At 51.4% G+C, this 24,119-nt stretch carries 37 protein-coding genes and 1 pseudogene; 13 read left to right on the plus strand and 25 right to left on the minus strand.

What is annotated here, in order from left to right:
* Positions 1-235: 235 nt before the first annotated feature.
* The 21 genes and pseudogenes from ACESQ2_RS23160 to ACESQ2_RS23260 form a co-directional block, all read right to left on the minus strand.
* On the minus strand, positions 236-1,630 hold the full coding sequence (locus ACESQ2_RS23160) for a PBSX family phage terminase large subunit (protein ID WP_373171354.1): 1,395 nt from the start codon (positions 1,628-1,630) through the stop codon (positions 236-238).
* A complete protein-coding gene (locus tag ACESQ2_RS23165; protein ID WP_373171434.1) occupies positions 1,557-2,069 on the minus strand; it encodes a hypothetical protein in 513 nt (170 codons plus the stop codon). The genes ACESQ2_RS23160 and ACESQ2_RS23165 overlap by 74 nt, the downstream gene beginning before the upstream one ends.
* 347 nt (positions 2,070-2,416) lie before the next feature.
* Positions 2,417-2,614 (minus strand): hypothetical protein, encoded by a 198-nt coding sequence (locus ACESQ2_RS23170; RefSeq protein ID WP_373171355.1) that lies wholly within the window; start codon positions 2,612-2,614, stop codon positions 2,417-2,419.
* A 76-nt stretch (positions 2,615-2,690) separates the two neighbouring features.
* Positions 2,691-3,152, minus strand: a complete 462-nt coding sequence (locus tag ACESQ2_RS23175) for a lysis protein (protein WP_373171357.1) — start codon at positions 3,150-3,152, stop codon at positions 2,691-2,693.
* Positions 3,153-3,240: 88 nt separating this feature from the next.
* Positions 3,241-3,735 carry a lysozyme gene (locus ACESQ2_RS23180; protein ID WP_373171359.1) on the minus strand — a complete coding sequence of 165 codons (495 nt, stop codon included), beginning with the start codon at positions 3,733-3,735 and terminating at the stop codon, positions 3,241-3,243.
* On the minus strand, positions 3,707-3,976 hold the full coding sequence (locus ACESQ2_RS23185) for a phage holin (protein WP_373171360.1): 270 nt from the start codon (positions 3,974-3,976) through the stop codon (positions 3,707-3,709). Before ACESQ2_RS23185 ends, ACESQ2_RS23180 begins: the two co-directional genes overlap by 29 nt.
* Before the next feature lie 767 nt (positions 3,977-4,743).
* The gene (locus tag ACESQ2_RS23190) at positions 4,744-5,322 is read right to left on the minus strand and encodes a DUF1133 family protein (protein ID WP_373171361.1); all 579 of its coding nucleotides are present in this window, start codon (positions 5,320-5,322) and stop codon (positions 4,744-4,746) included.
* A gap of 23 nt (positions 5,323-5,345) precedes the next feature.
* Positions 5,346-5,978: pseudogene (locus ACESQ2_RS23195) on the minus strand (phage N-6-adenine-methyltransferase); the annotation flags it as partial.
* Positions 5,975-6,568: a recombination protein NinG gene (locus ACESQ2_RS23200; RefSeq protein WP_373171363.1), complete on the minus strand. Its 594-nt coding sequence runs from the start codon at positions 6,566-6,568 to the stop codon at positions 5,975-5,977. The pseudogene ACESQ2_RS23195 and the gene ACESQ2_RS23200, both read right to left, overlap by 4 nt.
* A gap of 167 nt (positions 6,569-6,735) precedes the next feature.
* Positions 6,736-7,005, minus strand: a complete 270-nt coding sequence (locus tag ACESQ2_RS23205) for a hypothetical protein (protein ID WP_368971042.1) — start codon at positions 7,003-7,005, stop codon at positions 6,736-6,738.
* Between the two features lie 75 nt (positions 7,006-7,080).
* Positions 7,081-7,791: a hypothetical protein gene (locus ACESQ2_RS23210; RefSeq protein ID WP_373171365.1), complete on the minus strand. Its 711-nt coding sequence runs from the start codon at positions 7,789-7,791 to the stop codon at positions 7,081-7,083.
* A gap of 172 nt (positions 7,792-7,963) precedes the next feature.
* On the minus strand, positions 7,964-8,407 hold the full coding sequence (locus ACESQ2_RS23215) for a hypothetical protein (RefSeq protein ID WP_373171366.1): 444 nt from the start codon (positions 8,405-8,407) through the stop codon (positions 7,964-7,966).
* The gene (locus ACESQ2_RS23220) at positions 8,404-8,688 is read right to left on the minus strand and encodes a hypothetical protein (protein ID WP_373171367.1); all 285 of its coding nucleotides are present in this window, start codon (positions 8,686-8,688) and stop codon (positions 8,404-8,406) included. The genes ACESQ2_RS23215 and ACESQ2_RS23220 overlap by 4 nt, the downstream gene beginning before the upstream one ends.
* Positions 8,685-9,254 (minus strand): ead/Ea22-like family protein, encoded by a 570-nt coding sequence (locus ACESQ2_RS23225; protein WP_373171368.1) that lies wholly within the window; start codon positions 9,252-9,254, stop codon positions 8,685-8,687. The genes ACESQ2_RS23220 and ACESQ2_RS23225 overlap by 4 nt, the downstream gene beginning before the upstream one ends.
* Entirely contained in the window at positions 9,251-10,075 is an 825-nt protein-coding gene (locus ACESQ2_RS23230) for a ParB/RepB/Spo0J family partition protein (RefSeq protein ID WP_373171369.1), read from the minus strand. Before ACESQ2_RS23230 ends, ACESQ2_RS23225 begins: the two co-directional genes overlap by 4 nt.
* Entirely contained in the window at positions 10,068-10,280 is a 213-nt protein-coding gene (locus ACESQ2_RS23235; RefSeq protein ID WP_373171370.1) for a hypothetical protein, read from the minus strand. The genes ACESQ2_RS23230 and ACESQ2_RS23235 overlap by 8 nt, the downstream gene beginning before the upstream one ends.
* Positions 10,277-10,672: a hypothetical protein gene (locus ACESQ2_RS23240; protein WP_373171372.1), complete on the minus strand. Its 396-nt coding sequence runs from the start codon at positions 10,670-10,672 to the stop codon at positions 10,277-10,279. Before ACESQ2_RS23240 ends, ACESQ2_RS23235 begins: the two co-directional genes overlap by 4 nt.
* 123 nt (positions 10,673-10,795) lie before the next feature.
* Positions 10,796-10,987, minus strand: coding sequence for a hypothetical protein (locus ACESQ2_RS23245; protein ID WP_373171374.1), 192 nt, complete (start codon positions 10,985-10,987; stop codon positions 10,796-10,798).
* Between the two features lie 9 nt (positions 10,988-10,996).
* Entirely contained in the window at positions 10,997-12,055 is a 1,059-nt protein-coding gene (locus ACESQ2_RS23250; protein WP_373171375.1) for a hypothetical protein, read from the minus strand.
* 265 nt (positions 12,056-12,320) lie between these two features.
* Complete coding sequence (locus ACESQ2_RS23255; protein ID WP_064794122.1) at positions 12,321-12,746, minus strand: toxin YdaT family protein; 426 nt, start codon at positions 12,744-12,746, stop codon at positions 12,321-12,323.
* Positions 12,730-13,002: a YdaS family helix-turn-helix protein gene (locus ACESQ2_RS23260; protein WP_241721965.1), complete on the minus strand. Its 273-nt coding sequence runs from the start codon at positions 13,000-13,002 to the stop codon at positions 12,730-12,732. The genes ACESQ2_RS23255 and ACESQ2_RS23260 overlap by 17 nt, the downstream gene beginning before the upstream one ends.
* A 113-nt stretch (positions 13,003-13,115) precedes the next feature.
* Here ACESQ2_RS23260 and ACESQ2_RS23265 point away from each other — a divergent pair, with 113 nt between their 5' ends.
* Both ACESQ2_RS23265 and ACESQ2_RS23270 read left to right on the plus strand, forming a co-directional pair.
* Entirely contained in the window at positions 13,116-13,514 is a 399-nt protein-coding gene (locus tag ACESQ2_RS23265) for a helix-turn-helix domain-containing protein (protein ID WP_142513207.1), read from the plus strand.
* A gap of 139 nt (positions 13,515-13,653) precedes the next feature.
* Positions 13,654-14,058 carry a hypothetical protein gene (locus ACESQ2_RS23270; protein WP_373171378.1) on the plus strand — a complete coding sequence of 135 codons (405 nt, stop codon included), beginning with the start codon at positions 13,654-13,656 and terminating at the stop codon, positions 14,056-14,058.
* Positions 14,059-14,086: 28 nt separating this feature from the next.
* Here ACESQ2_RS23270 and fumD read toward each other — a convergent pair whose 3' ends face one another.
* A complete protein-coding gene (fumD, locus tag ACESQ2_RS23275) occupies positions 14,087-14,296 on the minus strand; it encodes a fumarate hydratase FumD (RefSeq protein ID WP_151348202.1) in 210 nt (69 codons plus the stop codon).
* Positions 14,297-14,496: 200 nt separating this feature from the next.
* Between fumD and ACESQ2_RS23280 the strand changes: the two genes are divergently transcribed.
* The 9 genes from ACESQ2_RS23280 (at position 14,497) to ACESQ2_RS23320 (ending at position 18,755) form a co-directional block, all read left to right on the plus strand.
* Positions 14,497-14,673: a hypothetical protein gene (locus ACESQ2_RS23280; protein ID WP_373171380.1), complete on the plus strand. Its 177-nt coding sequence runs from the start codon at positions 14,497-14,499 to the stop codon at positions 14,671-14,673.
* A gap of 249 nt (positions 14,674-14,922) precedes the next feature.
* Positions 14,923-15,111, plus strand: a complete 189-nt coding sequence (locus ACESQ2_RS23285; protein ID WP_290015682.1) for a hypothetical protein — start codon at positions 14,923-14,925, stop codon at positions 15,109-15,111.
* Positions 15,104-15,397, plus strand: a complete 294-nt coding sequence (locus tag ACESQ2_RS23290) for a host cell division inhibitory peptide Kil (protein WP_151348198.1) — start codon at positions 15,104-15,106, stop codon at positions 15,395-15,397. Before ACESQ2_RS23285 ends, ACESQ2_RS23290 begins: the two co-directional genes overlap by 8 nt.
* 89 nt (positions 15,398-15,486) lie before the next feature.
* Positions 15,487-15,726, plus strand: coding sequence for a hypothetical protein (locus ACESQ2_RS23295; RefSeq protein ID WP_373171383.1), 240 nt, complete (start codon positions 15,487-15,489; stop codon positions 15,724-15,726).
* Positions 15,727-15,740: 14 nt separating this feature from the next.
* On the plus strand, positions 15,741-16,046 hold the full coding sequence (locus ACESQ2_RS23300) for a hypothetical protein (RefSeq protein ID WP_373171385.1): 306 nt from the start codon (positions 15,741-15,743) through the stop codon (positions 16,044-16,046).
* Positions 16,043-16,441 (plus strand): chromosome partitioning protein ParB, encoded by a 399-nt coding sequence (locus ACESQ2_RS23305; RefSeq protein WP_373171387.1) that lies wholly within the window; start codon positions 16,043-16,045, stop codon positions 16,439-16,441. Before ACESQ2_RS23300 ends, ACESQ2_RS23305 begins: the two co-directional genes overlap by 4 nt.
* An 87-nt stretch (positions 16,442-16,528) precedes the next feature.
* Positions 16,529-16,744 (plus strand): excisionase family protein, encoded by a 216-nt coding sequence (xisR, locus tag ACESQ2_RS23310; protein ID WP_373171389.1) that lies wholly within the window; start codon positions 16,529-16,531, stop codon positions 16,742-16,744.
* The gene (locus ACESQ2_RS23315; RefSeq protein ID WP_373171391.1) at positions 16,744-18,030 is read left to right on the plus strand and encodes an Arm DNA-binding domain-containing protein; all 1,287 of its coding nucleotides are present in this window, start codon (positions 16,744-16,746) and stop codon (positions 18,028-18,030) included. Before xisR ends, ACESQ2_RS23315 begins: the two co-directional genes overlap by 1 nt.
* Positions 18,031-18,128: 98 nt before the next feature.
* A complete protein-coding gene (locus ACESQ2_RS23320; RefSeq protein ID WP_049069664.1) occupies positions 18,129-18,755 on the plus strand; it encodes a glutathione S-transferase family protein in 627 nt (208 codons plus the stop codon).
* 2 nt (positions 18,756-18,757) lie between these two features.
* On the opposite strand, the gene ACESQ2_RS23325 is transcribed toward ACESQ2_RS23320, so the two are convergent.
* The gene (locus ACESQ2_RS23325) at positions 18,758-19,873 is read right to left on the minus strand and encodes a PQQ-dependent sugar dehydrogenase (RefSeq protein ID WP_025108076.1); all 1,116 of its coding nucleotides are present in this window, start codon (positions 19,871-19,873) and stop codon (positions 18,758-18,760) included.
* A gap of 103 nt (positions 19,874-19,976) precedes the next feature.
* Positions 19,977-20,360 carry a biofilm formation regulator BssR gene (bssR, locus tag ACESQ2_RS23330; RefSeq protein WP_004849210.1) on the minus strand — a complete coding sequence of 128 codons (384 nt, stop codon included), beginning with the start codon at positions 20,358-20,360 and terminating at the stop codon, positions 19,977-19,979.
* Between the two features lie 379 nt (positions 20,361-20,739).
* On the opposite strand from bssR, the gene ACESQ2_RS23335 reads away from it, so the two are divergent.
* Complete coding sequence (locus tag ACESQ2_RS23335; protein ID WP_032694906.1) at positions 20,740-21,981, plus strand: oligosaccharide MFS transporter; 1,242 nt, start codon at positions 20,740-20,742, stop codon at positions 21,979-21,981.
* A gap of 33 nt (positions 21,982-22,014) precedes the next feature.
* Here the strand turns inward: ACESQ2_RS23335 and ACESQ2_RS23340 are convergent, their stop codons facing one another.
* The gene (locus tag ACESQ2_RS23340; RefSeq protein ID WP_345911888.1) at positions 22,015-22,494 is read right to left on the minus strand and encodes a hypothetical protein; all 480 of its coding nucleotides are present in this window, start codon (positions 22,492-22,494) and stop codon (positions 22,015-22,017) included.
* A gap of 296 nt (positions 22,495-22,790) precedes the next feature.
* On the opposite strand from ACESQ2_RS23340, the gene rimO reads away from it, so the two are divergent.
* The gene (gene rimO, locus ACESQ2_RS23345) at positions 22,791-24,116 is read left to right on the plus strand and encodes a 30S ribosomal protein S12 methylthiotransferase RimO (RefSeq protein ID WP_345911865.1); all 1,326 of its coding nucleotides are present in this window, start codon (positions 22,791-22,793) and stop codon (positions 24,114-24,116) included.
* Positions 24,117-24,119 lie beyond the last annotated feature (3 nt).

Below are 24,119 nucleotides of genomic sequence, written 5' to 3' on the forward strand. Positions count from 1 at the left end.
TCAGTAAAGAGAATGAGAGATCAAAGTGGTCATTTTAATTGAGCTGGATAACGGACATTTCAATTGAGCCTTGACAACGCGATCGGCACTCATCACTGAATAGCGGTGAAAGGCATTATTGAGACGGTTTTGTTGTCGAAAACGGCCAAAACAGAGTGAATAAATCATGCATAAAATGGGAGGTAAAATGCATAGCCATTTTTCAGGCTTAAACAGCCATTTCCGACGTTTCCCGCTATCCCAAAGACTCCCAGATATCCAGTGCGGAATCCGTCGGTGCAAACGCCATGATGAAAGCGTCAGCAACGTTAGGAGATGGAACGTCACGCTTAGCCAGATCCTTTTTGCTCTCTACCATTACGCGTCCGTTTTTATCAAAGTCGCGATGGGGCGTAGTGAGTTCCAGCTTTAGCTTTTCCAGCAACGGACAGGATGAGTCAATGCTTATCAGTTCATCAACCGGATACTGCTCGCCATTATTGACGGCATTGAAGGTGTTGCGGAAACGGTCAGCTACCAGCCACCATGCCTGTGCCTTAAGATTTGCGAAAAAGTCTTTATTCGGAATGCCAATATATTCTTCTTCCGGCTCATTTACGCCGGCGCCAGCATTAAACCGCTGGTAGTTAATGTGCGAGGCGTACATGTTCTCTCGCTTGCGATCCTCGTTTATCTCTGAAAATTTGGCACCAGCAGATGCGCCGACACCTATAGAGTCGTAAACGATATCCGCCTCACGTTCCATTGCTGCCTGATAGGTGCGCTGGCAACTCTTCAGCAATTCGTCTTCTTTCGCCTTCCATTCATCAGCCCAGTACACGACTGATCCGTGACGGTAGACATTGGCGCATTTATCCGCTCCGCTGTCGGCGACGTCAAAACCAATGCGCTTGCGTCCGCTGGGCTCGAAGTTCAAGACCTTATGCGCGTCTACCGCCGCCTCTATCCATGACAACTTGATAATGGCCGCATCATCATCGGATTCAGGCACGCCCTCGTAGACGTGTTTAAACCCGTCCGGATCACGTCGCTTAGCGGCTTCGATAACCTTCAGCATTGTGTCTGACAGGAACGGGTTTTCATCGTAGTTGATTTTGCGTATCAGCGTATCTTCTGGAGGATCGACCACAAAGTTACGCCACACAAAATCGGTGACTAACCCAGGGTTAAAGATGAACCAGCACTCTGAGCCCTCTTTACGGATGGTAGGCTCAAGTATCTTCCACTGGTATTCCGTCAACGCGTGGGCCTCTTCCAGCCACAGCACGCTAATACCCTCCAGCGACTTAATCTCTTCGATATTGCGCCAGAGGCCGTAAAACACGAACTCAGAACCGGTCACCCGGTTAATGATTTTGTTGTTCAGAACACGGAAACGATGCCGCAGGCCAAACCGGTCAATCTGTATTTTGAGCAGGGTATATACCGACTCCTCAATTTTGTTCTGGATCTGACGGGCGCAGCAGAAACGGAGGGTGTATTTATTTGCCAGGAATATTGCAATTCCCGCGGCATCCCACGATTTTGACGATGACCGGCCACCGAAAAGGATCTTGTTACGCGCCTGCGTCGTCCAAAAGCCCCTCAGGACCGGATTTAACGTCGGTCTGGATGTCAGAGTAGAAGTCATTGAGGTCACGCTCTCCGTTACCATCATCTATGCCAGCATCACGGCGCAAGCGATCTGCCTCCAGTGATACCTTGTCAGTAGCGGCTTTGCGGTAATCAGTATCAGCAAATATTTTCCCGACCGTGGCAAGAGTTCCCACGATGGACTCAATACGTACGGTGTTACGCATCATTGCTTTATCAGCGGCAACCATAAGCGCTGCCAACTTATCCCGCGCCTCATCACTTTCAGCATCTTCCATCAGCGTTAACCAGCGGCCTATATTCTCGGCAGCTGTCAGGTTATTTGCCCGGAGTCGAAATAGCTCATCCTCCAGTTGCAATACCCTTGCGTCTTCAATGACGTCATCTTTAAAAAGCATTCGACGTGCGTATCCGCCGTGCTTTAACGCTTCCTGATTCCCGCGCTGGAATGGATTAGTCGGGGGATCGGTACGCACCCCGCGTATCGGTTTCGTATCTGCTGGAGGTTCAGCTTTTTGTTGCGTACTTTTTTGCGTACGGCCAGCACTGGCGGGCTTTTCGCTGGTACGCACCTTTCCTTTTTGCGTACCACTTTGCGTACCATTTTTGCGTACCTGCGTACCGCTATTGCGTACCCAGGCAAACTTTTTGGCTCTCTTCCTGATAGCCCCTTCAGTTACGCCGTATTGCTCGCCTATATCACGGAGACTAAGGACTCCGGCCCGGTATGCCGACTCGATGGCCTCCCAGTCCGGTGTTGCCATGATTATTCCCTCACGTAGACATTATCGAAGCCCCTCGTAGAAGGGCTCCTGTAATGCCGTCAGTCAACTTCAATAACAATTAGATCAGCCACTCGCTTTTTTACCTCTTCTACGAAGGTATAGGCTGTTTCGGCATTGAGCGGCTTGCCAGCCATTTCATCTTCAACCTGCTTTACGATGGAAAAAAGTTCGTTGGCCGTTGGCATTTTTGCTTTTAGCGCCACGGAAAGTTGACCGAAATTAGCGTGCATATTCATGGGGCTGTCCTGTTTGGGCTTTGGGTATGGGCTTCTTCCCGCTATAGAGTGTGAAATCAGCAGCATGATGATTCCCTTATTTCAGGCACTGCGTGCGGATGTAGTCCTGCAGGTAGCTCACTTGCCCGGTGATGGTGTTGATTCGCTCTCTGAGGGTGAAATAATCCCGCTCAGCGGAGTCAGTAAGTCGGGGGCCGGAAGCATCGCCCATGCCGCCGGTTGCGGTCGCTCCGTTCGCGGGACAGTTGGCGTTGAGCTGCAACCTACGCTTGCCAGAAGCAACATCACGCTCAAGCTGATCGATAGTGGCTTTAGCATCTGCCAGTTCTCCGGTGTATTTGGCATCCAGCGCGGCTACGTCACGCTGGCGAGTCTGCATGTCAGCGATGGCGTCTTTCGCCAGGCTGAGCTGTTCAGTCGCTTTATCGCGCTGCTTTTTGAACTCGGTGGCGTTGCTGTGGTAGTGACTGGCCAGCCAGCCGAGGCTGACTATCAGGCAGATAACTACTGCACTGATAATGGCGGTTAAGCGGCTCATGACATGATTACCCCGACAGCCAGAAACCACGGCCACGCATCGTTACCATTGAAAGCAAGGAACGCAGCTATAACGAAGCAAATCATGTTCATTTCTGGCTCCAGGTGCATACCTGATATTCGACATCACGGCGATTGATCAGCCCTTTCCACTTCTGACCACCGGCATAGACCCAGCGCTTCAACTCTGCACAGGCACCGGCATAGTCGCGGGCATTCAGCTTTTTCAGCAGCGTGGAGTTAATTGTTGCAGTGGCGCCGACGTTATAGGCAAATGAGTAAATGGCTGCGCGCTGGGTTTCTGTGGTCGGAACTTTGATATGCGGATCGACCTGCGCGGCTATGCGCTGTATATCGCGCCGGGTTAGCGCGTCGCACTCTTTATCCGTGTACCGCCTACCCCAGACAATATCCGATCCCGTATGGCCATCGCAGACCGTTACAACACCGACGATGTCGCGATAGGCGACGTACTCGCGGCCCTCAAGCCCCGTTTTGCCGGATACCATGACGGTAGCGATACCTATGGCGCCCGTACCCAGGGCTCCGATAATGCTATTTCTGAGCGCTGGTGACATTGCCATTTAATCTGTCCTCCCTCTCTTTGCGACGGTAATACCAGTTAACGGCGCAGGTGATAATCGTGCAGGCAATACCGACAACGATCGCCCAGTCACTCAGGCTCATACCCGCCACTTTGTCGGCCAAAATCCATACCTCTGTTTTTGCTACATCGGCGTAAGCCTTTGCTGAGACACCGCAGCCCGTCAGCGCGGTACCTGTGCCGTATGAGAGTCTGCTGTAAATGGTGCTCATTTTTGTCATAGCCTCACCTCCGTTAATGACGGATGGCGCTGTGTGTTTGGAAAAGGTCAGGCTTCACGGGCTGGATTAACAACAACGCACGTCGAGGATGATTCCCGTGAGCCTGAAATAGAAAAGCCCCAGCGAGTGCTGAGGCTTGTTGGTTTTCATTTTCTGCTATACGACGATGTGACAGGGGTACTGATGCAATGCAAATAGACCTACTTTCGGAGCAAGGATAACAACTTTTCCGTACTCTCTTCTGTAAGTTCGAAGTGGATCAATTCTTCGCCATTCTTGAGAATGTAGAGTTCTTTACTCCCCTTATCATCAGTAGTGATATCAAGGGCATAAATATCAGGCTTGCATAGCGTAATACCGCCTGTCGTAACTAGCGTCTTATTAACGAGGTGACTCATGGGGATACTCTCCGAACTGGATTCTTTACTGGAAAAAATCCCACTGTGGAAAAGGTTAAAAACAGTGCCCGACGAAGTGGATCGTCTCAAACAGCAGGTCGCCGAGCTTGAGGCATATATCAAATCCAGCGGTGGGGAGAAATGCCCCAGATGCTCACAGATGAGCTATAGCCTTGACCGAACCGTAGATGACCCAGATTTCATTGGGTTGGGAGTTCAGAGAGACTATTACAAATGCTCCAGCTGTGGGTATGAAACCTTTAAACAGCGCTGAGATTGCAGAAATGACAAAGCCCAAGGGGGTTAACCTTGGGCTTTTAATTTTTTCTTGCTGCTCAGTTCGCTTTAACGTCCCGAGCCTATCACAATTCAAGCACTTTCCGCGCAACTATTCAAGTAAAATCTGTCGCTATTTGTGCCAAACGCGTCACACATTGGCGCGTAAAGCATCGATTCTGCCAAATTTAGCCAAACATCAACCCTGCTCTCGCAAGTCCTCAAGCACCATTCTGGATGCTTTTCGTTTAGCTCTTTCGCCATCGACTTCTTACTCGTGCGATAGACATACCGATCCTTGATTAGCTTATAGAGAGCTTTATTCCCGGAGCGCACAAGCTCGGTGCTAAGCACTGAGTCAATTTTCAATCCCTCCTCGTCAGTACAAAATGCCAGGCCACTTTTATTTTTACCGTTAAGGATTTCTTTAAAGAAGGCTTCAAGTTCAGGCTTAGTTATCCCGGACTTCTTCATGCGGCGTAGCGCCTCATTGATAGCAGTCTTAGTGATTTTCCCGGAGGACAGTAACTGGTTAAACATATTGCCGCCACTGCCGCCACCGATATATGACCAGCGGCCCCACATGCGTAGCTTTCCCTGTATCCAGATACTTTCCAGAGTGCGGAGGCGAACCATTTCACCTGACTTACCAACTTCAGAAGGGTTGATCATTCATTCACCTCATTTTTTATTTTCTGCTGTCCAGCGGCAAACAGTGCCAGTGTCATAAATGCGCGGCCTTTTGCTTCAAGATCAGTTCGATTGATGTAACTAAAACGCTCGCCTCGCCAGGTCTTATCAAATACGGCAATAGCACCTGCGAAAAATGCACTAGTCGCCTTTTGTTTTTCATCCGCAGGCTTAAACCAGACAGGCAGATCGAAACCAATTCGCCCCCGGATAAAGCAGACATGATCCGCATCTTCCGGCCACCACGTTTCACTCGTTGCTGACTTAACCAGGAATACATAGCGCCCGCCCCGCTCGCGTTGCGCAGCCGCGTAATTCATGATGTGCGCCATGCCGGTAATGGCCTGCTTTTCGTGGTACTGAGAGCGGCTATATGGAGGATTTCCGAATGCTGCGCCACCGAGTTCAGCCAGACGACCAGACCAGTCTTGCGTCAGCGCGTTATCTTCTGCGGTGTACCAGGTGGGGCATTTTGCATTGCTGTCATCAGCGAACAGGTCAAGCACCAACGGACCAAACATCGCATTGATACCCCAGAACAGCAGATCCGGAGTTCGCCACTGGTCTCCAACCTCTTTTAAATAATGGGCAGGTGCTATGCGCTGAGCAGCCAGGGATTCGCAGTAACAATTTGTCATGCAGCCTCCTGTGCTTTTTTTAGCGCCCGCAAGTCGGCGTATGCTTCGGTGCGGATGGCTTCCAGCTCTTCGATGGTCCAGCGGTGAATACGGTTGTCGTTATCAAGCCCCTGCACTGCGGCTTCACCGATTTTCGCCACCAGCCCTATGCGGTAGGCTTTGATGTTTCCTGACTTGCCTACGTTGCAGTCATCACACTGGAGATTGATATTGATGCGGGTAAACCGCAGGTGGGAGGCTTTGGCGACGGTCCGGTAATGGCCGGCGTGCCAGACAGCAGCAGAGTGAGTACCGCATGAGATGCATCCTTCGCCATTAGCAAGAGCTATTTCACGGCAAAGGGTATTCACAACCCGCTCGGTTACGTCAAGCCAGTGACTGAGGGGTTTTTCTGCCGTTGGCAGCTCAGGGCGAATACGGTGAACGGGTTTATTTTTTAACCGGTCTTGTGCTTTGGCTTTCTGTTTATCGCGCTGAAGCGCCAGGTACTGGCGTTTATGCTCTTCACAGCACCAGTAAACATTAGAATAGGTAAGGTTAAACCAGGCACCGCAGCCGGGGGCCTTGCATCTGCGACGGGGGTCTCTCATATCGCACCACCTGGGTGCGACAGACAAACGGAAACACCGCGCACAAAGGCACGGCGTAGAATGGCGTTACTGCGTTTTTGCGTCATCACATTACTCCGGTGATGGCGCCATAGATTCGGTGTTCAGCCGATGTGATTATTATAAATCAGCTTGCTGGATGTGAGCTATCAATTTGGTAACTTTTGTTCGACCTTGTTATGAATCTCCCACAGACTGATTCCGCAACTTGCGCAGAAACTGGCGAGATAGTCCAGACCAGACCACTCCCTAACGCCACCGCGGGCGGCCTCGACAAAAACCGCGATTTCCTTATCGCGCCAAAGACCAAATAACCGCCAGCCGCCACCATCAGGACTTTTTACCGCGGCGATACGCGTTAATACGCCGGTTTGATACAGCTCGGTGAAGGCTGGCTTTTTCCTCGTTATCATTCGCATAAATAACAAACCTTAGATTTGTTGATAGCAAATAGCATGTTTGCGTTTTACGGATTCGAGTTTGTAAGGCATGCGTCAGACCTTAAACCGATGGCTTGTTATTCTGGCGCCCATATCCATCTCATCCCCGCACCGTTCACAGTTATGAATGCCCTCGATAGCCATAATGCGCTCGTCGTCGGTGGGGCCTTCCTTCCGCCATACCTCACGTTCTGCCTTTAGCGACAGAGCAAGGTACTGCTCCATCGATGTTTTAGCTCCGGCGATAATTTCATCCAGCACATCGTCGGTCAGTTTTCTGTCTGGTGACGCAGGCGTTATTGAAGTACTTGTCGGGGTGTTCTTGCCGTTACTCCATGAGCCAATTTCATCGTTGTCAGCCTGGAGCATGGCGGCGCGGCGAATATCAGTTTCCAGTTCCTCGGCCCAGTCCAGCCATTCATCAGGCAGCCCGCTTTTGCTGCTGGCTATGTGATTAGCGAGTATGTATAAATCCTCGTTCACTACCGGCGCTGGCTGCGCCTGGCGATATAGCGGCGCTATGTTGCGCTCAAGGTCGGTGATGACGCTCCATATTGGAACTGACTCAACACCTTGTTTTGCCATATCGCGATAACTGTCGGCATACGCCAGCACAGGATTACGGCTCGGCTCGCTGTCCATTGCTGCCAGCGCCATGCTGGCTACTCGCTTGAGAATCTCTACATCGGCGAGCCCCAATTTGTAGCCGGCTTTTAAATCAAAGACAGCCTGAACATTCTCTTCTCTGGTTAATTTGCTGGTCATTTCTTTGCTCTCCTGCGGCGCTTAGCGTTGCGACGCTCTGCCGCTTTTCCCGTATGCCGATTGGGGTCTGGGTAACGTTGCGGTTCAAGCTCTTTAATAGGGATGGCCTCAGCAGGTTGGTAAGATGCTATCGAGCCAAGAGCGATCGCGATTGATATTGATGATTTACGAATCACTCAGCCTCCCACTTGATGCCATGCTCTGCGAGGTAAAGGCAGAGGGTATTGACGGGTATCATCTCGCCGTCACCGTAAGTTTCACCGCCAGGAACGTTAAATATGTCGGATTTACTCACGGTGACGGTGCGGGACTCCAGCTCGGCGATGCGCTTCTCTGCTTCTCTCAACCTGTCGTGTAGGCTATTACTCTCTTTACAGAGACGGGCTTTGATTTCAAAGTCGCTTTTACTTTGCTGCTGCGCCTTCTCCAGCGCCTCTACCAGTTCAACTCCACCGGCCTGATATGCCTCCCATGCTAGTTGGATGCCGGTGTAGTCATAAGCGTTGAGCGAGTCACACCAATGCATGTATCTTGCATATAGCGGTTTTTCAGACAGCCACGCTTCGAATTTCTCTTTCAACTGCTCTCTCTGCGCCAGTTTGGTGATATCAGTCATGCTGCACGCCCCTGTTTTGGCATCAGCGCATCGTGGACGCTCTGGCGGTAGTAGTGGTGAAAGGCAAAAGTCAGGCCGAGTTTTGTTGGCCTCTCCTGCTTCCCTAACAGCTTGAGGCGAGTACAAATGGTCGTCGCCGTCCAGCCAGAGTGATAACCGGCGGCACGTTTCATAACGGTTTCGGCCAGGATAGTGCGGAAGTCGTCGCGCCCGAAGTTAGTGTTTTCGAATGCGGCGTTGATCACTTCATCGGTGAGATGTGCATCGATAGCGTTGCTCATTTGGCCCCCTCGCGCAGCTGCTTAGCGATATCTTCCAGGATGCCATCAGCAAAAGAGCGGTCGAAGTCTCCCACTGGCGCACCCGCCATAAACTCGGTTGAGGTGAGAATCATGCGAGCGATATCGGCAGCGTTTTTGGCTGTGTCTTCGATAAAACCAGCATCCCAGGCGGCCAGCATTCGGTTAGCCACAAAGTGCGCACCTTCAACGCGGCCATCAGCCTTAATCCCGGCATAGATTCGATCGGTGGCGGGCGAGCTTTTCATCACATACACGCTGTCTTCGCCAGCCTCATGACCACAGATATACCCATGCAGCACAGGCTGGTATGTCTCGCGACCAAACAGCCCGAGGCGCTCACCTATCTCCTGAATATCTGCGCCATCCAGCGATGCACCATCTGCTGCTGCGCGGAAACAGATTTTGACGAATTCCTGCCTGATCACATTCTCCGCAGCCAGCTGCTGGTAAGCCTTAGCCAGCTCCAGATACTTCCGCTCCTTGATTGACAGCTCTCCTGCACTCTCCAGGGAGGTGATGAGCTCTTTTACCGTTGAAATGTTCATGCTGCCGCCTTGCTGCGATCCGCAGAGATTTTTTTCTGTTCGTCGATAATTTCCAGCATTTCAGCAAGTGCCAGTCCATCCAGGGCAATAACGCCTTCGTCACTGATTTGTGCCAGCGCCAGCAGCTCTACCGCGCGGCGGGCTTTCTTCACGCTGATTTCCGGCGACACAAACGATTTGGTGACCTTTTTAACGCCTGCAGCTGCTGCCTTGGCCTTATCCTGAGCCAGCACCTCACCAGCCTTTTCACCGTGCTCTTTGATGCGGTCTACCGCGACAGATGCCGAGACCTCACCAGATTTAACGCTCTTCTGAATAGCGTGGTCCGCCGTGCTGAGTGTCAGCAGCTTCTCAACCGTCGGGATCGACTTGTGCACCAGCTTTGCGATTTCCGCAGTGGTCAGGTTGAATGCTGCCAGGTCTTTCACTACTGCAGCCTGTTCAACCGCGGTCAGAGGCAACTGGTTGTTGCTCGTCATGATGCGAGCAATGCGCTCAACGTCATTGCCGGTGAAGGAAATAATCTGGATGCGCTCAACTGGCTTTCCTGCCTCTCGGCAGCGCAGATATGCGCGGTGACGGCGATGGCCCTCGACAATCCACACCCCACCCTCATCACGGACAACCACTTCCAGCGGAGGAACCGTGCCGCCGTTCATCAGGTAGCCAAACAACTCATCATCAGCCTGGCGGGTACGTTCGTCGTCTTCACGGCGATTGAAGTCAGATTTAACATGAAGCCCGTCAATGCGGATGAACATGCCACTATCGGTGCGCTTGATGATGTCGCCATCGCGCATTTGTCTGAATGAATTAGCCATTTTTAACCTCGTTATTATTCACTTCCGCCACCCATTTTTTCTCTATCGCCTTCCGGGCATTTTCTTTGCCACCAGCCCAGTAACCATGCTCTACGCGATGGTGCTCATATGGGCACATCAGGGAAACTGAGCAGGAGCCGAATGTGTAATTCTTCCAGCTAAACTCCGGGGCAAACCCGCACTTCGGGCATACAGGTAATTTCACTTAGCCACCTCACGGAGTTTGATGAATTTCGTGCTGTAATACGGGCTATCAGGGTTACAAACCTTCAAATTCATAAACCCGGCAACCACCAGGCGATCACAGCGATAGCGAGGCCGATCGACCGTTCCCACCAGCGACTGCCAGTCAAACCAAACGCCAACCGGAACAGACTGGAGCAGCTTGATATCTATCGCTGTGAGGTTGTGAGACAGGTTGGTCGGTACAGCATCTCCACCAGCCATCCAGTAACCGTTCAGGTTTTTCGCCCTGCCCTCACGCTCCAGCACCAACAGGCGTGCCAGCATTTCAGGCGGCTGCAGGTCAAAATATCCAGCCAGGTCGCGACACGTCACCTTCCCCAGCTCGTTCAGTACGTCAGTGATTTTTTCCATCAGATTTATTCTCGCGTTTAAGTTGGGATCAGGCTGCTGTACGGCATTGCTTCAGGAGGCTTTCAAACGTCATCCGGATACGGTTAGCACAGCCAAATGGCATATCGTTAAACCGCCAGGTGATCACGCCATTACGCAGCCCGCTTTGGGTAATCTGCCCGTCCCATGCAGCTGGCGAAGTTGGCCATTCACTGATGCCATACCGCGACCCAGAGCATTGGCGATCTCCCGCGTGGTCAAATCAGGGTTTGCCCGGAGAAATTCGAGCGCCGTAATTTCATTGCGATATTTGGTTTTCTGAGATTTCTTTTTCATCAAAAATCCTTAGCCCCGAAAACCTTTCGGGATGTTGGTATCCGGTTTGCTCACGCCAAATGAGCCGCCGGTTGCCAGGTTGGCAGGACACAGCTTCAGCGCCAGCTCAGGCCATTTGCTGCGTAGTGTTTTCAGGGATTGAACTCGGGAGCACCAGAACTGGTCGCGTTGAATGCGCTCAATCATGATGCGAATTTGGTCATGGCTGCAGCCGTGCTCCTGCCGCAGCTCACGAACTTCGTTAGCCCAGGCGACAAAGTTTGGCTCTCTCGGTTTTGCCAGAGAGCCGTCAAATTCAGCGGCACGTTCGTACATTTCGATGATGGTCGACCAGAACCACATCGCCAGATCGAAGTCTTCTTCGGTCGAAAGGATGCTGTCTTCAGTAGCGTCAGGGAGGTTATTTTCCCGACCTGATTCTGGGAAGTTATCCACAGGAGAAATCTCTCCCGCGTGGTTTTTATGATCTGTATGTAATGATCTGTTTTTAAGATCTGTATAGAGATAGGATTCGGCTTGAGAGCCGTTTCCAGGATTCGGCTCTTGGGCCGTTTCCATTCGGCTCTTGGGACTAATGCATTCGGCTTGAGAGCCGTTTCCATTACTTTCAATAACTTGCTTCGATTCGGCTCTTGAGCCGTTTCCATTCGGCTCAAGAGCCGTTTCCATTACTTTCAATGACTTACTTGAAATCCCCACTTGCGGGAATATTTTGGAGATGAGAGCATCCTGATCAACGCGGTAATGCTTCTTCGGAGTACCATTTACCTGTCGTAATTCCTCTTCAATTACCCCCGGCAGGTACCCCTCTGTAATCTTGAACATAGCCTTCCGGACCACGTCGCCATCTTTAGCGCGAATCTCTTTCGCAAGCGCTGCATGCTCTTTGTAAAACCAGCCATCGTCCAGGCTCGACTTACCGGACCAGAACACCAGCTGATTGAGAATGGCGGCCAGCAAATGCTGTTGCCTGTCTCCTGCAAAGAAATCCAGATACGGTCCGGGGATCGTGATGCAGTTCCCCTGACCTGACATGGCCTGAACAATGTCAAACACCTGATTGCTCATACCGAAACCTCATTGTATTTCCGTAAAAACTCACGTAACCCCATCCAGCACGCTGTCCCGCACGCTGTCCGGTATGAAACGTCTTTCTCAGTAGCGTTGATTACCGTCACCATATGGCCCCTGCGTCTGTGCTTAAACCGCGCTCCCGCTTTAGGGATACCATTCGATGCACTGTCACCTTCGGACGGCGTATAGGCTGGGTAAGCCCTTTTCAGGCGGGCGATCAATTCAGCTGCAGACGGGTTGCACATAGTCAGTTCCTCGCTTAGTGGGTCAGCGTGTTACCGGACGGACCACCACCAGCAATCCGGCCAGACATAGCAATCATTGCGCCGAACAACGCCTCCATTTCGTCATCCACCCGCTGTTTGCGCTGCAGCAGTTCGCGGAACGTCGCAGAGTAATAACTACGCATCCGCGCCAGCAGTAACGGAGGCATAGCCCGTTCAATGGCAGGAAGAAGCTGCGCGATTTTTTCGACTGATGCGGGCGAGTCACTTTCAACCCAGCGGTAAATCTTCTGGATATTGCGGCTCAGCGCGTCAGGGTGGCTTTCGTCGTAAAGCTCAGGAGTAGTCATACCCATTGAGAAATACGCCTCTACAATCGCCGCGGCTGGCGTTTTACGGCCGCCGGGATAAAGCGCCCAGGCATTCAGAGCCTCGCGAATAAGCTCATGCCTGATTTTCATGATTCACCTCGGCTGACTGACGTTGTGGCACGATGACGCCTTCAGGTATTCCACTGATAGGGGTTGGATGAAGATCTGGACGCAATTCATGGGGGGTTACTTCCCAGCCCATCAATTGGCAAAGAGGGATAACCCGACCAGATGGAACTTGTTTCCTTAACCATTTAAAAACGGTCTGCTGGCTTACGTTTAAGTGCCGCCCAATTTCTGCTTGAGTGAAGCGCCGTGCTACAAGCGCCTTAATTTCTTTTTTCATGGAACCTCTCCTGTTATTCACAATTTAAAAATACAACTTCAAGGCGTGATTTGCAACAACTTTAGGTTCATATCGCGCGTAACAATCTTTGGTTGTATTATTTGGGTATGAAAATGAAGACTATCGACATCACCACTTACCGCATAAACAGGCTCCTGAAGGAAAGAAATTGGAGTCAAACAGATCTCGCCCAGAGGATGGGGGTTACGCAGCAAACTATTCAGAAATGGGCGAAAGGTAAAACTAGCCCTTCAATGGAGAGCGTCGATAAGTTATCGGAGATTACGGGGTATGCGCCCTACTGGTTCATGCTCCCACCCGATGAAGGCGATCAGGTGGTGACTCCAGACGCAATGAAGTTAGGCCCTATGCAGTTGGACCTGCTAAAAACCTTCAATGCGTTCCCTGAAGAAGACCAGCAGCAAATGCTGTCTGAAATGAAAGAGCGCAAAGAGACTATGGATAAGACCGTTGCCCGTTGGCTTGCAGCTCAGAAGGGCAATAAAGCCTAATCTTTAATGTGGCCTATTGCATACGCCTTACAAACATCCAGAAAACGAAAAGCCACGCTGCGTTAGTTAGGGAGATAGCTAACGCGACAGTGGATAACAAATCTGAAAAAGTATATACATCTGGCATAAGGATATTTCCATGGTTTATAGTGACTTAGTTGCAACAGCCGCTATGATTGTAGCCGTGGTGGCCGTTCCAGCAAGCGGCTATTTAAGCTATCGTTACGCGATTAAGGGAGAAAGACGCAAGGAGTTCAATCTGGTCGCCGATGCCATACGCAAAAAACTCAGAGAGCAGCTTGAGGCAGTCAACTTAGGCTATTACCCAAATGAAAGAAATAGCATATCTGAGGGGGAGTTTGAGTATTTTTTAGATATGCATCCAAGAAAAAAGCGTGCGCACGTTCGTGAATACTGGGAAGAATATAAAAAAGTTTTAGCTGAATGCGCACATTACGATGAAGGCAATTTTTTTAGGTTTATCAACAAAGAAGAACTAAAATCGGTCATAGCAAAACTACTGCCTGTCACTGACCGCCGCTAGCTAGTGATCCACCGGCCTTATAACAGCCCTACTCTTCCAGCAACTTTACCGCCAACTCCATCACCTGAATCTGATCTAAATCCCACTTATCCACCCCCTTTGCAATCTCCGTTCTTATCACGTCTGCTATGGCAACCCGCTTGGTTTCATGGCCTTCGGCGACCATAGCAAAAACGACATCCCCGACAATGCGACACATCTCCTGATAGCGCAGCTGCGCGGCCTCTTCGTAGTCCATATCCGTAACCCCTTTGGTGTTTTTGTGAGCATAACATTTTGCTTCGTCTTGGAGTATATCCTTCCCCGCCCAAAAAATTACAACCTGAAGTTATTGACAATATAACTTCAGGTTGTATTATTAAGCCCATCAACACCACAACGGTGCCATAGATAAACGTTCCGCTACCCGGCGATAAGGGTCAACTAAACGAGGTCAGTATGAGCAAGTTAAAACTCTTGAAGGTCACAGTACGTAAATCCGGTAACCCTGTTTACTTCGGTCGTACCCGCGTTGCACGCAACGCTCAAAAAGAAGTTCGCCTTACCTGTGGCCGCACCCTTCCAACTGGTTGCATTGACTCAAAGCAGCGCTACTTAAAGCTCACTGCTCTCTGATTTATCGGGTTGGCCGCCTGAAGGCTAAAAATCAACAGGCTTTGCAATGCGGTGAATGCGGCTATGCGCACGCGGCTCAGTTAAAGAGTTACCGCCTTGTTATCCCGGGTGGGGTGGAAAAGAAGCGCCGATGGTAGTTGTTAACTGGCTACTGTCACCGGGAGGCACCCGGCGCCGCATTGCAAAGTCTGTTCGTTACTCAACTTCACATGAGGGTAAGGAGATGATTAGAGAAGAAGACAGGCCAGCATGGCGCCAGTTCTGGACCAAAGTTATTCCGTTTTTGGTTGCGGTCGTGGTTATCAGCTTTATGTGCTGGGGTGGAAAATGAGCAGAAACGGTATTCGTTCACTTGTTATTTTGCTGCTCGTCATGTCGGTAGTCTGGACGGCGGTAATCGGAAAAATTCTGCATGCTGCGGGGGTATTCAATGGCTAGTTTACCGAAGAACAACGCTCAGATTCAGGCGGCTCAAAATAAACTAATTATTGCAGCCGGCATTGGTGACTACATTATGTGGGATGAAGCCATGTCGTCAATGAAGAGCATTTATGAAGCAGGAAAACACGCAGAAGACCGCATGTTTTCTGGCCGCGTAGATGCCCTGTCAGTCCTAAATTTTCGTGACGTTGTTTTAAATTACGACATGTATGGCGATTTAATTTCCGTAGACGCAGATTTGCATACAGCCCAATACAAAATAAACACCGAAGTTTCTTTTTAATTACTTAAACACCGAATTATTTAATGCCTTAACCGGCAGAAACTTTTACACCCTTAATTAACGCATCGGCATTAAATGGAGATAAAGACATGAAATGCTGTAAATACTGCTCCAAGCCACTCACTGAAGATAATTCCATTACCTTCATGATTGGTAAATATAAAAAATATCCCGCTTATTTCTGCGCAGGTTCTGACTGCTACAGAAATTACGTAAGCAAAAATGAAACTATTGCCGATATTTCCCGGCGGCGAGCAAATGAAGCGAAGCATGCCCCCAAAAAAGCGGCATACCGTCCCTTCTCAAGAACCGGAAACTTCTTCTCTTAAATGGTGGTGAAAACATGAAAGAACTTAAATTTTACGGTGCCAGCGATGACCTTTTTGAATGCGCTGGCGCCATCCGGGAAGAAATCAGCACGTGCAGCAATCCCGGCGTTTATCACCTCAAATCCTCTGAAGGCGAGATGCTGGTTATTGCCTGCTATACGGACGAGGGCTGCTGGGCGATTGGTGTAGGTCAGGTCAATGACGAAACCCACCTTCCTGCATGGCCTGCATCTTTTAGCCAGCACGAACGCGGCTATAGCGTTGAGCTGACACTCCAGGTTCCCGACGACACTGAGCTGGTAATGGAGGATGACGAATGAGCATCATTAAAGGTCAGTTGATCAGCAGCCAGCGCTATCTGGACAGGTCGAAAGTAACCGATCGGGCATTGCGCTTTAAACGATTCGTTGTGGCTGTCTACCCCATAGCTCTGCGCGGGGTTCAGTACACCATCCTGATGGACGGGCATCATAACTACGCAGCAGCAAAGCTGGCAGGTGTAGAGCCGGATTTTAGACCGGTAGCTAAGAAGTTGATGAAAATCATTGGTGGTATGACAGAGCGCGAGCGTGAGGCGCTATTTATCAACAACGTTACCGACAGTAATTATTACTACGTTGAAACCGGTGAAGTGGTTCAGGAGCTTCTATTGCCGGATACGTCGTGCAAATTCCAGGCTCACGCTGGCAATCAATGGATTTTTGGCGGCGCATGAGCACCAGGACCGTACGCACTGAATGATTTCCAATAATCAACATTAAGCCGGGACACTGATTATAGTTTCCCGGCCATGAGGTTATTTATGGCCGATATTGCTCAAGAAGACGAATGGGTGATGGAAAAAGGAATTGTAGCGAAGATGTATATGACTCCTCGGCAAATAAAATCTTACCGGGAGGGGAGATGGGTTGAGGGTATTCATTACAAGAAACACTCCCCTGACCCTAAGGCTTCAGAAGGAAGAGTTACTCTTCTCTACAACTACACCAGGATTAATAGGCTTGTTGGAGAAACTTAATGAATATGCCTGCTGGCGTAGAGCTGCATGGGAAGGGAATAAGAATTAGCTTTCTATATCGCGGCATACGTTGCCGCGAAGTTTTACGAGGCTGGACAGTATCAAACAGTAATATACGTAAAGCTGGAAACCTCCGTGCACTAATTATGAGCGAGATACAGCAAGGCAAATTTGACTATGCTGAACACTTCCCTGAATCAAAATCGATTAAAAAATTCACCACGACGCAAAAAATAAAAACCTTCGGCGAGTTGGGCGCCGTTTATCTCGCTGCGAAAAAGCTAGAAGTTTCAGCTGCCTCATATAAATGTACAGAATCACGCATTACTACACTTTCCGCAGTCGTTGGCAGCAACACGTACATTGCAGATATCCAGCATACAGATCTGCTTAACTACAGGAACGAACTGCTAACGGGCAACACAATTAGCGACCATGCCCCGTGGTTACAAAGAAAAGGTCGCGCGGTCTCTACCGTCAACGGGTTAATGAACAACCTTACCGCCTTACTCAAACTGGCAAACCTGAGTGGTTTTATCGAGCATGCCCCGCATGAAGGGATAAAGATGCTGAAGCGCTCAAAGCGAGACCCAGATCCGCTTCTCCAGAGCGAATATGAGGGGTTTATAAATGCCATGCCTCATAGGCACGCTCTGCTTTGGACTACGGCTATCTTTACCGGCCTTCGTCATGGCGAGCTTACGGCCTTAGCCTGGGAAGACGTAAACCTTGATAAAGGTGAATTGTACGTCAGGCGTAACCAGACTAATGAGGGTCTGTTTGTGCCGCCTAAGACTGAAGCAGGGATCAGAACAGTAACCTTGCTTAAACCTGCGCTGGATGCCCTACGTGAACAATTTCAGCTAACAGGAGCATTGAGCAAAACTGAAATCACCTTTCATCATCGTGAACACGGACTCACCGAACAACAAAAGTTACGATTCGTGTTTATTCCGGTCAAAAACTGGCGCGGGGAAACCAGGCACTACGGATCTCAGTCTCTGGGGTATAGTTGGGAGAGCGGATTGAAGAAGGCGGGGATCAGGAACAGACGCCCCTACCAGTCACGCCATACATTTGCATGCTGGCTTTTAACTGCCGGGGCTAACCCTTCTTTTATCGCGGGGCAAATGGGGCATGAAAATGCGAAGATGGTTTATGAGATTTACTCGAAGTGGATCGGAGAAATGGACCGCAACCAGGTGGAAATGCTGAACAATAACTTTTCTGACGTAGTGTCCCAAGGGTGCCCCAAACGAAAGGTGGCAGGGATAAAAAACGTTTAATAACAGCAGAATAAAAACGGTTGCCGGAATATTAACTTTATTCCAACATGAATGCTCACTACGCCGCAACGGCGGCGAAATAAAAAGCAGGAGCGGATATGATTACGCTGTGGGGCAGAAATAACTCGACCAATGTGAAGAAAGTGCGCTGGGTGCTGGAAGAACTCGACCTCCCGTATCAGCAAATTCTGGCAGGCCTGGAGTTCGGTCTGAATCACGATCCGGCCTATCTGGCCATGAATCCCAATGGGCTGGTACCGCTATTGAAAGATGAGACGACCGATATCGTGCTCTGGGAATCCAACACCATTATCCGCTATCTGGCCGCGCAGTATGGTCAGGATCGCCTGTGGGTGGAGTCGCCCGCCGAACGCGCTCAGGGAGAGAAATGGATGGACTGGGCCAACGGTTCGCTCTCGCCGGCCCATCGGCCGATTTTAATGGGGCTGGTGAGAACCCCGCCGGAAAAACGCGACCCCGCCGCGATTGAAGCCGGTATTGCCACCTGCGAGACCCTGTTCGCCATTCTCGATGACGAACTGTCGCGCCATCAGTGGCTATCAGGCGACACCTTCGGCCTCGGCGACATCGCCGTCGCGCCGTTCATTTATAACCTGCTGGAGACCGTGAAAACCTGGCAACCGCGCCCGCACCTGCAGCGCTGGTATCAGCAGATTAACCAGCGCCAGGCCTGGCGCAACGTGGTGATGATCCCGGTCACCTGATATTAGCCCGCCGGGCTCACCCTCAGCAGCTCGCCGTTGGATTCGTCGGTTAAGACATACAGATAGCCATCGGGTCCAACGCGCACATCACGGATACGTTTACCGCGATCGCCCAGAATCCGCTCCTGTTCCGTCACCTTATTGCCGTCAACCTTGAGGACAATCAGCGACGTATCCTTCAGCGCGCCGATAAATAGCCTGTGCTGCCACTGCGGGAAGGTCGGCGCGTTGTAAAACGCCATACCGCTCACCGCCGGCGACTTCGCCCAGACAAACAGCGGCGCTTCGGTTCCTTCCAGCGTTTTGCCTTTGGCCTCCGGGATCGGCAGGCCGCTATAATTAATGCCGTGCGTCGCCAGCGGCCAGCCGTAGTTTTTCCCTTTTTGCACCAGGTTGATCTCATCCCCGCCGCGCGGGCCGTGTTCATTTAACCACAGCGTATCGCTCCACGGGTTCATCGCCATCCCCTGGGGGTTGCGAATACCGTAAGACCAGATTTCCGGCCTGACGCCAGCCTGGCCGACAAAAGGATTATCGTCCGGGACCTTGCCATCAGCCGTTAGCCGCACCACTTTTCCCTGCAGCTTATCGAGATCCTGAGCGGTCGAACGCTGGTTATTCTCCCCGAGACCGATAAACAAATAACCGCGGCCGTCGAACACCAGCCGCCCGCCAAAATGGTTGCCGGTTGAGAGCTTCGGCTGCTGGCGGAAAACCACCTGGAAGTTTTCCAGGCGCTGGAGATCCTCGCTCAGTCGGCCGTAGCCTACGGCGGTCCCGGCCTTGTCGTCACTCCCGCCTTCGGCGTAGCTTAGCCAGACCCGGCGCGACTGGGCGAAATCCGGGGCCAGCGCCACGTCAAGCAGCCCCCCCTGCCCGTTGGCCCAGACCTGCGGTACGCCCGAGATCGCAGGCGCGAGGCCTTTTTCCCGCTGCCACAGCCGGAGCTCGCCGCCGCGCAGGGTCATCAGAATGCCCCGATCGTCCGGAAGAAAGGCCAGCGCCCACGGGTGTTCAAGCTGGTTCTGCAGCACCTCTACGCGCTCCCGGGCGGCAAGGGCAGCCGCAGGCAGCAACAGTGCGGTAAGGGCTATCATCAGGGTAATGGTCTGGCGCATGGCATACTCCTTTTGTCAGCAATGCGATAAGGGTAGCCAGCGTGGAAAAACGGGAAGGGATTTTTACATAACATTAATCGGGGGGAGCAGGCTCCCCCCGATCTCAGGCATGAGTAATGGGCTTGGAATCATTCAATTTATGAATATTTAGCCGCAATACCGCCAGGCAGCTTTCCAGCTTATCTACGTCGACAGCGATGTAGGACGGGCAATCATGATGTCCGCTCAGCAGGCACACCGCCGCGGAAGCGACGGCTTCGCCCGCCAGCCGCAGGGCATCCTTTTCCTCCGGCGCAACGACGTGCTGCAGGCGCGGCGCGTGTTGACGCATTTCATGGCACAGTTCAAACAAGTTATCACGTAGATGGTCGTTTTCGCTGACTGACATATAGCCTTTTGCTTTACGCAGCTGTAAATAAGCATCGAGATCAATGTTGGCATTAATCAGCTTATTCATCAGGTTACGATATAGTCTGTCAACGCTCATCGCGGTTCCTCCTCTGTCGTCCTTTACCACAATCATAATATGGTCATTTTTTGTACAAAACGATGAGGCAGATCAATAATTCTCAGGTCATTAACATCCTTTACAATGTTACAACGAAGCTTAAAATCCCCACCTGCGACATCATCTCCTGAAAGCCAAAAATGTTATACGTTCTCATAAAAGTAAAAATTCCAACCCTGGGATATAAAATCATTTATTGCAGTAATGATCACAAATTAGCGCAATTCACGTTGCCAGAAAATGCCGCCGGGTGTCATATCATCAAATAAAATGTATTACGTATAACATTCAATAAGAACGGCAGGCATATCGATCCTGTTTGTAACCTTTATCTCTATCGCTTGAAGGAACTGAAATGATGACGCCCGGCAAAAGAAACTATATCTTGTTGAGTCTTTTCGATTTCCTCTATCTCTTCGCCTGGTCCTCGACCATGGCGTTCTTTGTGATCTGGACGACTCAGCACCTCGGGATTAGCGCAACGAAAACCGGCCTGCTCTACTCGGTCAACGCCTTTATTGCCCTGCTGATGCAGCCCTTCTTCGGCTTTATTTCCGATAAGTTCGGCCTGAAAAAGCGGCTGATCTGGATCCTGGTCGCCATGCTGCTACCGGTAGGCCCGTTCTTTATTTATTTGTACGCGCCGCTGCTGGTGCACAGCTTCTGGCTGGGTGCGCTGCTTGGCGGGGTATACCTGGGGATGATTTTTAACTCCGGCTGCGGGGTGATTGATTCGTATATTGATAAAATTTCGCGGCGCTACCAGTTCGAATATGGCCGGGTAAGAATGTGGGGATCGTTAGGCTGGGCCGCCGCCGCGTGGATCGTCGGCAAGTATATCGACAGCAATCCGAACCTCGCCTTCTGGCTGGCGAGTATCGCCATTGTGATTGCCGCGCTCTGTTTTATGCTGACCAAAATCGAGCTGACCGAAGCGGAAATGCAGAAAACCAGCGCGCTGAAAGTTTCGCATGCCCTGGAGCTGGCGAAGAACGGCCAGTTCTGGATGCTGCTGATCTTTACCCTGTTCGTCACGCAAATCTACGACACCTACGATCAGCAGTTTGCCCAGTACTTTTCTCTGCAGTTCCCGACGCCGGAAGAAGGCAATCGCTGGTACGGCATTTTGGCCTCCATTCAGGTATGCGGCGAGACGCTGTTTTTATGCCTGATGCCGTGGTTCGTGAACCGCACCGGCGCGAAATGGGCGCTGATCATCGCCGGACTAATCATGTCGGTGCGTATCGTCGGCTCCGCGATTCCGCTGGGCCCGGTGTGGATCGGCGCGGTCAAAATGATGCATGCGCTGGAAAAACCGCTGATTCTGGTGTCGGTGTTTAAATTTATCGCCGCCAACTTCGACAACAAGCTCTCCTCGACGGTCTACCTGCTGGTGCTATTCGTCGCCTCCATCGCCACCGCGATTTACTCGCCGCTGGCCGGGTATTTGTACGACACCATCGGCTTCGCGCATACCTATTATATTCTGGGCGGCATTGCCGGGCTGTTTACGCTGATCTCGGTATTTACGCTGCGCGACAATAGAGAACCGACCGCGCCGGGGGCTGCGCCAGGCGCTGGCGTTGCGCAAAGCCATTAATTAAAATTCGCCCGGAAGCCTTTTTCGGGCGAATTAGCGGAAGCTCCACTGCACGCTCATCACAAATATAGCCGGGACGATAATGCCCGTTTCCACGCCGAAATAATCGGTAAAATTGTACTGCAGGCCATGATAAATATAGGGAGAGAAACCGACGCCGGTGATTTTCTTCGCCGTTCGATAGGTGCCTGAATCCCCGCAATCGCGAAAGGCTTTAAAGAAAAACTCGCCGGTATAGGCATAGACGCCCTTGAACGTCCAGCCGCTTGCCCCCGCGTACCAGTCTCTCCTAGCTCCTAAAGAGAGGCAGCGGTCGGCAAAGCTATTCTTCATGGTGCCGGCCAACAGGCTGTACTTTGAATCCGCTGACAGCTTGCGCTCAACGGAAAAAAATTGGTTATTGAATTTTTCGTTATATTGACCGTGATTGCTGGTCATGTGATAAACAAAGGAACCGGTATTGACCGAATATAACGCCATCTCGTTGGCATAAACGGGCGTCGCGCCAATCATGGCCAGCGCGCAGACGAAACCACCCAACTTTTTAAACATGGGAAACCTGATAAAAATAAAGACTGAAAGCAGCGGCTATTTTACCGCTTCAGGTTAAACCAGATCTAAACCGACTTCCCCGGGTTGCAAGATAAAAGGTGAATAACTCCCTTATTTTGATTAACAATCTGGATAATCATCCCGATAAAAAGAAACACGGACATCGCCAGGCTAACAAGAAAAGGAGTATAAACTTTCCGCCGATCTCTGTAGAATCCCTGCCCTGACCATCCCAATAATTGAACACTTTTTAAGCTATGAGCAATGTCACCCCTCAGCCGAAGATCGGCTTTGTCTCTCTGGGCTGCCCGAAAAACCTCGTGGACTCAGAACGTATCCTGACTGAACTGCGTACCGAAGGATATGACGTGGTTCCCTCCTACGATAACGCTGATATGGTTATCGTTAACACCTGCGGCTTTATCGATAGCGCCGTGCAGGAGTCGCTGGAAGCGATTGGCGAAGCGTTGAAAGAAAACGGCAAAGTGATCGTCACCGGCTGCCTGGGCGCAAAAGAAGATCAGATCCGCGAAGTGCATCCGAAGGTGCTGGAAATTACCGGCCCGCACAGCTATGAACAGGTGCTGGAACACGTTCACCACTACGCGCCGAAGCCTAAACACAACCCGTTCCTCAGCCTGGTGCCGGAACAGGGCGTGAAGCTGACGCCGCGTCATTACGCTTACTTAAAAATTTCCGAAGGCTGCAACCATCGCTGCACCTTCTGCATCATCCCGTCAATGCGCGGCGATCTGGTCAGCCGTCCGATTGGCGAAGTGCTGGCGGAAGCCAAACGCCTGGCCGACGCCGGCGTCAAAGAGCTGCTGGTGATCTCTCAGGACACCTCCGCCTACGGCGTTGACGTCAAACATCGCAGCGGTTTCCACAACGGTATGCCGGTCAAAACCAGTATGGTTAGCCTGTGCGAAGAGCTGGCGAAGCTCGGTATCTGGGTGCGCCTGCACTACGTCTATCCGTACCCGCACGTCGATGATGTGATCCCGCTGATGGCGGAAGGCAAAATTCTGCCCTACCTCGATATTCCGCTGCAGCACGCCAGCCCGCGTATTCTCAAGATGATGAAGCGTCCGGGCTCCGCCGACCGCCAGCTGGCGCGCATCAAGCAGTGGCGCGAAGTCTGCCCGGAACTCACCCTGCGCTCGACCTTTATCGTCGGCTTCCCGGGTGAAACGGAAGACGATTTCCAGATGCTGCTCGACTTCCTGAAAGAAGCTCGCCTCGACCGCGTCGGCTGCTTCAAATACAGCCCGGTGGAAGGCGCGACCGCCAACGAACTGGCGGATCAGGTGCCGGAAGAGGTGAAAGAAGAGCGCTGGAACCGCTTTATGCAGCTGCAGCAGCAGATCTCCGCCGAGCGCCTGCAGGAGAAAGTCGGTCATGAAATTATGGTGCTGATCGACGAAGTGGATGAAGAAGGGGCAATTGGCCGCAGCATGGCCGATGCGCCGGAAATCGACGGCGCGGTCTACCTGAACGGTGAGAGTAAAGTCAAACCGGGCGACGTTGTGCGGGTGAAAGTCGAACACGCCGACGAATACGATCTGTGGGGCAGCCGGGTTTAATTC

Origin of the sequence: Klebsiella sp. Q11 (genome assembly GCF_964241505.1) — a bacterium.
GTDB classification, from domain to species: domain Bacteria; phylum Pseudomonadota; class Gammaproteobacteria; order Enterobacterales; family Enterobacteriaceae; genus Klebsiella; species Klebsiella michiganensis.

Bases quoted from the DNA above. Each gene is read 5' to 3' on its own strand.
- ACESQ2_RS23160 (WP_373171354.1), bottom strand. From the start codon at position 1,630: ATGACTTCTACTCTGACATCCAGACCGACGTTAAATCCGGTCCTGAGG.
- ACESQ2_RS23170 (WP_373171355.1), bottom strand. From the start codon at position 2,614: ATGAATATGCACGCTAATTTCGGTCAACTTTCCGTGGCGCTAAAAGCA.
- ACESQ2_RS23175 (WP_373171357.1), bottom strand. From the start codon at position 3,152: ATGAGCCGCTTAACCGCCATTATCAGTGCAGTAGTTATCTGCCTGATA.
- ACESQ2_RS23180 (WP_373171359.1), bottom strand. From the start codon at position 3,735: ATGGCAATGTCACCAGCGCTCAGAAATAGCATTATCGGAGCCCTGGGT.
- ACESQ2_RS23185 (WP_373171360.1), bottom strand. From the start codon at position 3,976: ATGACAAAAATGAGCACCATTTACAGCAGACTCTCATACGGCACAGGT.
- ACESQ2_RS23190 (WP_373171361.1), bottom strand. From the start codon at position 5,322: ATGATCAACCCTTCTGAAGTTGGTAAGTCAGGTGAAATGGTTCGCCTC.
- ACESQ2_RS23200 (WP_373171363.1), bottom strand. From the start codon at position 6,568: ATGAGAGACCCCCGTCGCAGATGCAAGGCCCCCGGCTGCGGTGCCTGG.
- ACESQ2_RS23205 (WP_368971042.1), bottom strand. From the start codon at position 7,005: ATGCGAATGATAACGAGGAAAAAGCCAGCCTTCACCGAGCTGTATCAA.
- ACESQ2_RS23210 (WP_373171365.1), bottom strand. From the start codon at position 7,791: ATGACCAGCAAATTAACCAGAGAAGAGAATGTTCAGGCTGTCTTTGAT.
- ACESQ2_RS23215 (WP_373171366.1), bottom strand. From the start codon at position 8,407: ATGACTGATATCACCAAACTGGCGCAGAGAGAGCAGTTGAAAGAGAAA.
- ACESQ2_RS23220 (WP_373171367.1), bottom strand. From the start codon at position 8,688: ATGAGCAACGCTATCGATGCACATCTCACCGATGAAGTGATCAACGCC.
- ACESQ2_RS23225 (WP_373171368.1), bottom strand. From the start codon at position 9,254: ATGAACATTTCAACGGTAAAAGAGCTCATCACCTCCCTGGAGAGTGCA.
- ACESQ2_RS23230 (WP_373171369.1), bottom strand. From the start codon at position 10,075: ATGGCTAATTCATTCAGACAAATGCGCGATGGCGACATCATCAAGCGC.
- ACESQ2_RS23240 (WP_373171372.1), bottom strand. From the start codon at position 10,672: ATGGAAAAAATCACTGACGTACTGAACGAGCTGGGGAAGGTGACGTGT.
- ACESQ2_RS23245 (WP_373171374.1), bottom strand. From the start codon at position 10,987: ATGAAAAAGAAATCTCAGAAAACCAAATATCGCAATGAAATTACGGCG.
- ACESQ2_RS23250 (WP_373171375.1), bottom strand. From the start codon at position 12,055: ATGAGCAATCAGGTGTTTGACATTGTTCAGGCCATGTCAGGTCAGGGG.
- ACESQ2_RS23255 (WP_064794122.1), bottom strand. From the start codon at position 12,746: ATGAAAATCAGGCATGAGCTTATTCGCGAGGCTCTGAATGCCTGGGCG.
- ACESQ2_RS23260 (WP_241721965.1), bottom strand. From the start codon at position 13,002: ATGAAAAAAGAAATTAAGGCGCTTGTAGCACGGCGCTTCACTCAAGCA.
- ACESQ2_RS23265 (WP_142513207.1), top strand. From the start codon at position 13,116: ATGAAGACTATCGACATCACCACTTACCGCATAAACAGGCTCCTGAAG.
- ACESQ2_RS23270 (WP_373171378.1), top strand. From the start codon at position 13,654: ATGGTTTATAGTGACTTAGTTGCAACAGCCGCTATGATTGTAGCCGTG.
- fumD (WP_151348202.1), bottom strand. From the start codon at position 14,296: ATGGACTACGAAGAGGCCGCGCAGCTGCGCTATCAGGAGATGTGTCGC.
- ACESQ2_RS23280 (WP_373171380.1), top strand. From the start codon at position 14,497: ATGAGCAAGTTAAAACTCTTGAAGGTCACAGTACGTAAATCCGGTAAC.
- ACESQ2_RS23285 (WP_290015682.1), top strand. From the start codon at position 14,923: ATGGCGCCAGTTCTGGACCAAAGTTATTCCGTTTTTGGTTGCGGTCGT.
- ACESQ2_RS23290 (WP_151348198.1), top strand. From the start codon at position 15,104: ATGGCTAGTTTACCGAAGAACAACGCTCAGATTCAGGCGGCTCAAAAT.
- ACESQ2_RS23295 (WP_373171383.1), top strand. From the start codon at position 15,487: ATGAAATGCTGTAAATACTGCTCCAAGCCACTCACTGAAGATAATTCC.
- ACESQ2_RS23300 (WP_373171385.1), top strand. From the start codon at position 15,741: ATGAAAGAACTTAAATTTTACGGTGCCAGCGATGACCTTTTTGAATGC.
- ACESQ2_RS23305 (WP_373171387.1), top strand. From the start codon at position 16,043: ATGAGCATCATTAAAGGTCAGTTGATCAGCAGCCAGCGCTATCTGGAC.
- xisR (WP_373171389.1), top strand. From the start codon at position 16,529: ATGGCCGATATTGCTCAAGAAGACGAATGGGTGATGGAAAAAGGAATT.
- ACESQ2_RS23315 (WP_373171391.1), top strand. From the start codon at position 16,744: ATGAATATGCCTGCTGGCGTAGAGCTGCATGGGAAGGGAATAAGAATT.
- ACESQ2_RS23320 (WP_049069664.1), top strand. From the start codon at position 18,129: ATGATTACGCTGTGGGGCAGAAATAACTCGACCAATGTGAAGAAAGTG.
- ACESQ2_RS23325 (WP_025108076.1), bottom strand. From the start codon at position 19,873: ATGCGCCAGACCATTACCCTGATGATAGCCCTTACCGCACTGTTGCTG.
- bssR (WP_004849210.1), bottom strand. From the start codon at position 20,360: ATGAGCGTTGACAGACTATATCGTAACCTGATGAATAAGCTGATTAAT.
- ACESQ2_RS23335 (WP_032694906.1), top strand. From the start codon at position 20,740: ATGACGCCCGGCAAAAGAAACTATATCTTGTTGAGTCTTTTCGATTTC.
- ACESQ2_RS23340 (WP_345911888.1), bottom strand. From the start codon at position 22,494: ATGATTGGCGCGACGCCCGTTTATGCCAACGAGATGGCGTTATATTCG.
- rimO (WP_345911865.1), top strand. From the start codon at position 22,791: ATGAGCAATGTCACCCCTCAGCCGAAGATCGGCTTTGTCTCTCTGGGC.